The sequence below is a fragment of the Pseudomonas sp. P179 genome (assembly GCF_000478485.2).
In the GTDB taxonomy this organism is placed as follows: Bacteria; Pseudomonadota; Gammaproteobacteria; order Pseudomonadales; family Pseudomonadaceae; genus Pseudomonas; species Pseudomonas aeruginosa.
Genome location: NZ_KI517354.1, coordinates 1,479,864 through 1,486,204, shown reverse-complemented (window position 1 = coordinate 1,486,204; position 6,341 = coordinate 1,479,864). Strand labels below are relative to the sequence as shown.

Sequence of the window (6,341 nt, the reverse complement as noted above, 5' to 3'; positions counted from 1 at the left end):
CAAGCGGTAGGGCGAATAACGCCCCAGGCGTTATCCGCCGAAACGCCTGCCGAGGTGGCGGATAACCGCGTAGCGGTTATTCGCCCTACACGGGGAGGGAGCAAGCGGTAGGGCGAATAACGCCCCCAGGCGTTATCCGCCGTAGCCTCTGCCGAGCTGGCGGTTATTCGTCCTACGCCGGGCTTTCCTCCAGCGGCTGCTCGCGCAGCAGCTCCAGCCAGGCCTGCGCCGCCCGCGACAGGTAGCCGCCACGGCGCCAGATGAAGGCGATGTCCCAGCGCAGGTCCGGCTCCCTGAGCAGGACCCGCACCACTCCCGGGCGTTCGATCTCGCGAGCGATCACCCGTGGTAGCAGCACCACTCCCTGGTTGGCCGCCACCAGCGCGCCGAGGAAGTCGGCCTGGCCGCTGCGGCCGCCTTCGCGCGGGCTGAAGCCGGCCTCCAGGCAGGCGCGCAGCAGGCGGTCGTTGAGGGTGAAGCTCTGCTGGTAGAGCAGGAACGGGCTGTCCGCCAGTTCGCCGAGGGCGACGCTGGCGGCAGCGGCCTTGGGATGCCCGGCCGGCAGCAGCACGTCCAGCGGTTCGTTGCAGAACGGCTGGTAGTCGAAGCCGTCGTCCGCCGGGGTGAGGCTGCCGGCCAATTCCAGCTCGCCGGCCAGCACCGCCTGCTCCATGGTCTTGCTGCCGCCCTCCACCAGGTGCACGGCGATGTTCGGATAGCGCCGCCGGTATTCGGCGAAGCGTTGGGCGAACAGCGCGTCGGCACCGAGCAACGGCAGGCCCAGGCGCAGTTCGCCGCGGTTGAGCTGGCTGAGGTCGTCCAATTCGCTGAGCAGGTCGCGGCGCAGCCGCAGCATCTCCTCGGCGCGGCGAAACACCACGGCGCCGGCGTCGGTCAGGCGCACGTGCGGCCCGTTGCGTTCCAATACCTGCACGCCAAGGCTCTGCTCCAGTTGGGCGACCTGCTTGCTGATGGTCGACTGGCTGGCGTGGCGGACCTGAGCCGCCTGGGTGAAGCTGCCCTGGCGGACCACTTCGACGAAGCTGCGGAGTTGACGGAATTCCATTCTGGAATGGCTCTCATGCGGACAATTCGCTTTGGGGATGATAGGCCGGGCCTTATCCTTTCTCCATCCCCGATTTCCCAGCCAAGGCCTTTCCCATGTTGCCCCCGCTCGTCCGCCGTCTGTCCCGCCTTGCCGCCGAACTGGCGGTACTCATCGCCTTCTGGTGGGCCGGCGGCTGGCTGGCGAAGGCCATCGGCCTGCCGCTGCCGGGCGGGGTGGTCGGCCTGGCGGCACTGTTGCTGCTGTTCGCCAGCGGCCTGCTGCGTCCGGCCTGGCTGCAGGCCGGCGCCGGCCTGTTGCTGGCGGAGATGTTGCTGTTCTTCATCCCGGCGCTGATGAGCCTGCTCGACTACGGCGCGCTGCTACGCAGCGAGGGCTGGCGCATCCTCCTGGTGATCATGCTCAGCACCCTGCTGGTGATGCTGGTCACCGCGGTGTCGGTGGAGTGGATGTGCCGCTGGAGGGCGCGCCATGAGTCTCGATAAGCAAGCCCTGTTCTGGTTGGCGGCGACCGTCGGCGGCTACCTGCTGAGCCGCCAGCTGTACCGCCGGGTGAAGTGGTACTGGCTGTCGCCCATCGTGTTCGTCCCGGTGCTGCTCTACGCCCTGGCGATTCCCACCCATACCCGCTACGCCGACTACGCCCGCGACACCAATTGGCTGGTGGCGCTGCTCGGTCCGGCGACGGTGGCCTTCGCCATCCCGATCTGGCAGCAGCGCGAGCTGCTGATGCGCCACTGGCCGGCGCTGCTGGCCGGGATGTTCGCCGGCACCGCGGTGGCCATCGGCAGCTCCTGGGCGCTGGCCCAGGCCCTGGCGCTGGACGGCCAGGTCACGCTGTCGTTGCTGCCGCGCTCGATCACCACGCCGTTCGCCATGGAGATGTCCCACGACCTGGGTGGCGTGCCGGAACTGACCGCCGCCTTCGTGATGATCACCGGGGTGTTCGGCGCGGTGATCGGCGGCACCCTGCTGCGCGTCCTGCGCTTGCGCACGCCGCTGGCCCGCGGCGCGCTGTTCGGCGTCGGCGCGCACGGCGCCGGCACCAGTCGGGCCTACGAGTTCGGCGGCGAGGAAGGTTCGGCGGCCGGTCTGCTGATGGTTCTCACCGGGCTGTTCAACCTGCTGGTCGCACCCCTGGTCGCCCACTGCCTGTAGCCTGCGCGCATAGGCCGGCTGAATCCTCCGCCATTCAGCCGGCGCGCGAGTGTAAGCCCGGCGACAGTCGCCGGAGGAGGGCGGGGCTAGACTGCGGGCATCCGATAACGACAAAAGAGGATGCCGCCGTGACCGCCGTTCACTCCCTGCCCGCCGATGTGCAAGCCCAGGTCTCCGCCGCCGAATGGCAGACCCGTGTCGATCTCGCTGCCTGCTACCGGCTGGTCGCCCTGCACGGTTGGGACGACCTGATCTTCACCCACATCTCGGCCAAGGTGCCGGGCACCGAGGACTTCCTGATCAACCCGTTCGGCCTGATGTTCCACGAGATCACCGCCTCCAGCCTGGTGAAGGTGGATGCCAGCGGCAAGAAGCTGATGGACAGCCCCTACGAGATCAACCCGGCCGGCTACACCATCCATAGCGCGGTGCACGAGGTCCGCCACGACGTCGAGTGCGTGCTGCACACCCATACCGCCGCGGGGATCGCGGTGTCCTGCCAGAAGCAGGGCCTGTTGCCGCTGTCGCAGCAATCGTTGTTCGTGCTCTCCAGCCTGTCCTACCACGCCTACGAGGGCGTCGCCCTGAACCATGAGGAAAAGGCCCGCCTGCAGGCCGACCTGGGGGCCAGCAACTTCCTGATCCTGCCCAACCACGGCCTGCTCACCTGCGGCGGTTCCATCGCCGATACCTTCCTCATGATGTTCACCCTGCAACGCGCCTGCGAGGTACAGGTGATGGCGCAGAGCGGCGGCGCCGAGCTGATCCACATCCCGGGGCAGATCCTCGCCGGCGCGCGCGACATGATCGCCGGGGTGATGCGCAGCAAGACCGGCATGGGCGGCCAGCTCGCCTGGCCGGCGCTGCTGCGCAAGCTCGACCAGCAGAACCCGGGCTACCGCCAGTGACCGCGGCGCTGCCCGGCATTCCACTGGAGGCCTGGCGGAGGCGGGGCCGCACCCTGGATTTCAAGGGCTTCCCGATCCGCTACTGGGAAGCCGGGCAGGGTCGGCCGTTGCTGCTGATCCACGGTTTTCCCAGCGCCGCCTGGGACTGGCACTACCTCTGGGAGCCGCTGGCGCAGCGCTACCGCGTGCTGGTCTGCGACCTGCTCGGCTTCGGCGATTCGGCCAAGCCGCGCGCCCATCGCTACAGCCTGCTGGAGCAGGCCGACCTGCAACAGGCGCTGCTCGGCCGCCTGGGAATCGATGAGCCGCTGCACGTGCTGGCCCACGACTACGGCGACAGCGTCGCCCAGGAACTGCTCGCCCGCCATCACGAAGGCCGGCTGCGGCTCGCCTCCTGCGTGTTCCTCAATGGTGGGCTGTTCCCGGAAACGCACCGCCCGGTGCTCAGCCAGAAGCTGTTGCTGAGCCCGTTGGGCGGGCTGTTCGGCCGGCTGTTCGACCGCCGCGCCCTGGCGCGCAACTTCGCCAAGGTCTTCGGCCCGCGCAGCCAGCCCGGCGAGACCGAGCTGGATGCCTTCTGGAGCCTGATCGAAAGCAACCAGGGGCAGCGGGTGATGCATCGCCTGATCCGCTACATCGTCGACCGCCGCGAGCAGCGTGAGCGCTGGGTGGCGGCGTTGCAGCACGGCGGGGTGCCGTTGCGGGTGATCGACGGCGCCGTCGACCCGATCTCCGGGGCGCACATGGTCGAGCGCTACCGGCAACTGGTCGCCGATGCCGACTGCGTGCTGCTCGATGGCATCGGCCATTATCCGCAGATCGAAGCGCCGGCGGCGGTGCTCGAACATTACCTGGCGTTTCGCGCCCGACTGGATGATTCAGAGTTTTCTTAAGCGAGTTTGAGATTGCAGCAAGTGCCATCGCGCAAGGATCGGGGCTAGGGTGCTGGCGCCTCGCTGGACGAGGCGTTTCGTCACCCATGGAGGTCTCCATGCACGATCCCGTTTCTCCCTTGCGCGCGTTCGACGAGGGCTCCTGGTTGTTCCGCCAGATGGTGCAGGCGCAACCGTTCATCCGCCAGTCCGGGATGGTCCTCGCCGAACTCGGCCTGCTGCTGGCGCTCGGGCTCGGCTACCTGTGCTGGCAGGAAGGCAGTCGCTGGTACGCCGTCGGCGCCGGCCTCGCGTTGCTCGGCAGCCTGCTGCTGGTGGTGGTCCGGCACAACTACGACTGGTGGCTGTTCAAGCTCGGCCCGCGTGGCCGGCTGTACATTCCGTTCGACTGAAGCGGAACATCCCGCTGCCTTATCGGGCGCCATTCATGGCGGCGCGAAGCCTTGTCCCCGCCGGCGGGCTGGCCGACACTCGGGCAATCCTTCCTACTGCCCTGGAGTCCCGAACATGAGCGATGCCCTGCGTTTCGACGACCAAGTCGTGATCGTCACCGGAGCCGGCGGCGGCCTTGGCCGCGCCCACGCCCTGCTGTTCGCGAAGCATGGCGCCCGGGTGGTGGTCAACGACCTCGGCGGCAGCACCCATGGCGAAGGCGCCAGTGCCTCGGCGGCGGACAAGGTGGTGGCGGAGATCCGTGCCGCCGGCGGCACCGCGGTGGCCAACCACGACTCGGTCACGGACGGCGGCAGGATCGTGGAGAACGCGCTGGATGCCTTCGGTCGCGTCGACGTGGTGGTCAACAACGCCGGCATCCTGCGTGACAAGACCTTCCACAAGATGGAGGACGCCGACTGGGACCTGGTCTACCAGGTGCATGTCGAAGGCGCCTACAAGGTCACTCGCGCCGCCTGGCCGCACTTGCGCGAGCAGGCCTACGGGCGGGTGGTGTTCACCTCCTCGACCTCGGGCATCTACGGCAACTTCGGCCAGAGCAACTACGGCATGGCCAAGCTCGGCCTCTACGGCCTGACCCGCACCCTGGCCCTGGAAGGGCGCAAGAACAATATCCTGGTCAACGCCATCGCCCCCACCGGCGGTACGCGGATGACCGAGGGGCTGATCCCGCCGCAGGTCTTCGAGCAGCTCAAGCCGGAGCTGGTCAGCCCGCTGGTGGTCTACCTCGGCAGTTCGGCCTGCGAGGATACCTCGGGGCTCTATGAGGTCGGCGGTGGCTGGATCGGCAAGGTACGCTGGGAACGCAGCCTGGGCTTCGGCTTCGATCCGAAGGCCGGCTTCGACGCCGAGGACGTGGCCGCGCACTGGCAGCAGATCTGCGACTTCGAGAACGCCGCGCACCCGGCGGACAACGTCGAGGCGCTCCGTGAAATGATGGCCAACCTGCAGAAGCACGCGCTCTGAGACGCCCGGCGGATGCGGCGCGGCCGCGGGAAAAGGACTAAGGTGAAGACCGGCTGACGCCGGTCTTCTGCCATCCGGCCGGTGTCTTTTTTCGCTTTTTCCGCAGGGAGTCTGTCATGAGTGTCATCGTCGAACGCAACGGCCCGGTCACCACCCTGGTCATCGCTCGCCCGGAGCGGCGCAATGCGGTGGACCGGCCGACCGCCCAGGCCCTGGCCGACGCCCTGCGCGAGTTCGAAGCGGACGATACGGCGCGGGTCGCGGTACTCACCGGCAGCGGCGGCAATTTCTGCGCCGGCGCCGACCTGGCGGCGGTGGCCGAGGATGGCGAGCGGCGCAATCGCCTGGAGGCGGAGGGCGACGGACCGATGGGGCCGAGCCGCATGCAGCTCGGCAAGCCGCTGATCGCCGCCATCGAAGGTTATGCGGTGGCCGGCGGGCTGGAGCTGGCGCTGCTCGCCGACCTGCGGGTGATGGCCGAGGACGCTATCTGCGGAGTGTTCTGCCGGCGTTTCGGGGTGCCGCTGATCGATGGCGGCAGCGTGCGCCTGCCACGGATCGTCGGGCAGGGCCGGGCGCTCGACCTGATCCTCACCGGGCGTCCGGTGAAGGCCGACGAAGCGTTGCAGATCGGCCTGGCCAACCGGGTGGTGCCGAGCGGTTCGGCGCGAGCCGAGGCCGAGGAGCTGGCGGCGGAACTCGCCGCCTTCCCGCAGACCTGCATGCTCGCCGATCGCGCCAGCGTATACGCGCAGTGGGAACTGTCCTTCGACGTGGCCCTGGCCAACGAATTCCAGGGCGGGCTGGCGGTGATCGAGAGCGGCGAGACCCTGGAGGGCGCGCAGCGCTTCAAGGACGGCGAGGGGCGCCACGGGCGCTTCGAGTGACGCCGTCGCG

At 68.6% G+C, this 6,341-nt stretch carries 8 protein-coding genes; 7 read left to right on the top strand and 1 reads right to left on the bottom strand.

Going from position 1 to position 6,341, the window contains the following annotated elements; genetic code table 11:
* Nucleotides 1–172 precede the first annotated feature (172 nt).
* Entirely contained in the window at nt 173–1,066 is an 894-nt protein-coding gene (locus HMPREF1224_RS19545) for a LysR family transcriptional regulator (RefSeq protein WP_003114492.1), read from the bottom strand.
* 95 nt (nt 1,067–1,161) lie between these two features.
* Here HMPREF1224_RS19545 and HMPREF1224_RS19540 point away from each other — a divergent pair, with 95 nt between their 5' ends.
* From HMPREF1224_RS19540 to HMPREF1224_RS19510, 7 genes are all read left to right on the top strand, one after another.
* Nucleotides 1,162–1,551 (top strand): CidA/LrgA family protein, encoded by a 390-nt coding sequence (locus HMPREF1224_RS19540; RefSeq protein ID WP_003091885.1) that lies wholly within the window; start codon nt 1,162–1,164, stop codon nt 1,549–1,551.
* Nucleotides 1,538–2,224: an LrgB family protein gene (locus HMPREF1224_RS19535; RefSeq protein WP_003102323.1), complete on the top strand. Its 687-nt coding sequence runs from the start codon at nt 1,538–1,540 to the stop codon at nt 2,222–2,224. The genes HMPREF1224_RS19540 and HMPREF1224_RS19535 overlap by 14 nt, the downstream gene beginning before the upstream one ends.
* A gap of 128 nt (nt 2,225–2,352) precedes the next feature.
* Nucleotides 2,353–3,132, top strand: a complete 780-nt coding sequence (locus HMPREF1224_RS19530) for a class II aldolase/adducin family protein (RefSeq protein WP_003114490.1) — start codon at nt 2,353–2,355, stop codon at nt 3,130–3,132.
* A complete protein-coding gene (locus HMPREF1224_RS19525; RefSeq protein ID WP_003102328.1) occupies nt 3,129–4,025 on the top strand; it encodes an alpha/beta fold hydrolase in 897 nt (298 codons plus the stop codon). Before HMPREF1224_RS19530 ends, HMPREF1224_RS19525 begins: the two co-directional genes overlap by 4 nt.
* A 98-nt stretch (nt 4,026–4,123) precedes the next feature.
* Entirely contained in the window at nt 4,124–4,417 is a 294-nt protein-coding gene (locus tag HMPREF1224_RS19520) for a hypothetical protein (protein ID WP_003114489.1), read from the top strand.
* 115 nt (nt 4,418–4,532) lie between these two features.
* A complete protein-coding gene (locus HMPREF1224_RS19515) occupies nt 4,533–5,444 on the top strand; it encodes an SDR family oxidoreductase (RefSeq protein ID WP_003111019.1) in 912 nt (303 codons plus the stop codon).
* A gap of 116 nt (nt 5,445–5,560) precedes the next feature.
* Nucleotides 5,561–6,331, top strand: coding sequence for a crotonase/enoyl-CoA hydratase family protein (locus HMPREF1224_RS19510; protein WP_003091874.1), 771 nt, complete (start codon nt 5,561–5,563; stop codon nt 6,329–6,331).
* Nucleotides 6,332–6,341: the final 10 nt, after the last annotated feature.